Origin of the sequence: Paenibacillus phytorum (assembly GCF_013141715.1) — a bacterium.
Classification (GTDB): Bacteria; Bacillota; Bacilli; order Paenibacillales; family NBRC-103111; genus Paenibacillus_E; species Paenibacillus_E phytorum.
In genome coordinates this window covers 1-1,013 of sequence record NZ_WHOA01000146.1, presented here as the reverse complement: position 1 = coordinate 1,013, position 1,013 = coordinate 1, and the positions used below count along the sequence as shown (strand labels likewise).

The window sequence follows — 1,013 nt, the reverse complement described above, 5'->3', positions numbered from 1 at the left end:
CAAGAATATAGTTCACTTGAATCAACAATTATGAGGAGGAAACCAAATGAGTACGATCATCGATGCGGAAACAACCGCGAAAGCACAAACCCAGCCTCGAGGAAAAGTTATCGCTTATTGGGTTACAACATCGCTGCTTGCATTCTTTTTGGGGAGCGGAGGAATTGGGGAGCTAAGCCATCAATGGGGGACGCTCGGGACGGTGGAGATATTAGGGTATCCGGTGTACTTTCTGACCATTCTCGGGATTTGGAAAGTGCTTGGGACGATAGCCATCCTCCTGCCGGGTCTTCCGCGGCTTAAAGAATGGGCATACGCCGGCATTTTCTTTGGAATGACGGGCGCAGCTGCATCACATGCAATCGTGGGAGACTACGGGGCTTATGCGTTCCATATTTTTAGCCCACTTAGTTTTGCAATCCTAGCTCTCGCCTCGTGGACGCTGCGTCCGAAGAGCCGCAGGCTTTAAGGAGGTGGTGAAATTAACGCGGTCCCTTCGTACATTCTAGATGTCTAATATAGAAAATAATATTTAGGAGAGGGTGTTGTGAACGAAAACAACCCGTTGCGTGATGTGTTTGACGCGATTGCAGATCCAGCTAGGCGCCGATTGATTCGTCTGTTAGCAGAGGCAAAGGAGATGCCACTTCATGAATTGACGGCACAGTTTCAAATGGGACGTACAGCGGTACAAAGCATTTGATAATCCTTAAAGAGACCGGACTGGTACTTGACCGAAAAGTCGGCAGAGAAACGCTATTTAGGCTGAACGCCGCTCCACTCAGAGAAATTCAAGATTGGGTGGCTTTCTACAGCAAGTTCTGGAGTACGAATATGTTGCGCTTGAACCAACTATTAGAGGAGGAAGAAGAATGAGTTCAACGGTATCCCTGGATTTTCAGTACACGACGTCGGTCGAGAAGGTTTGGTCCGCTTTAACCGATTCTAACAAGCTTGCCAAATGGGTCATGGAAAATGACTTTAAGCCAATCGTAGGACATCGTTTCCAGTTC

At 47.8% G+C, this 1,013-nt stretch carries 2 protein-coding genes and 1 pseudogene; all 3 read left to right on the top strand.

What is annotated here, in order from left to right:
• Window positions 1-46: 46 nt before the first annotated feature.
• Window positions 47-469 carry a DoxX family protein gene (locus tag GC098_RS21740; protein WP_171645322.1) on the top strand — a complete coding sequence of 141 codons (423 nt, stop codon included), beginning with the start codon at window positions 47-49 and terminating at the stop codon, window positions 467-469.
• Between the two features lie 78 nt (window positions 470-547).
• Window positions 548-876, top strand: a pseudogene (locus GC098_RS21735) (ArsR/SmtB family transcription factor).
• A partial coding sequence (locus GC098_RS21730; RefSeq protein WP_171645321.1) for an SRPBCC domain-containing protein occupies window positions 873-1,013 on the top strand: 141 nt, incomplete at its 3' end. The pseudogene GC098_RS21735 and the gene GC098_RS21730, both read left to right, overlap by 4 nt.

What these genes read in the sequence shown, in the direction of transcription:
- GC098_RS21740 (WP_171645322.1), top strand. Translation starts at nt 47, where the DNA reads ATGAGTACGATCATCGATGCGGAAACAACCGCGAAAGCACAAACCCAG.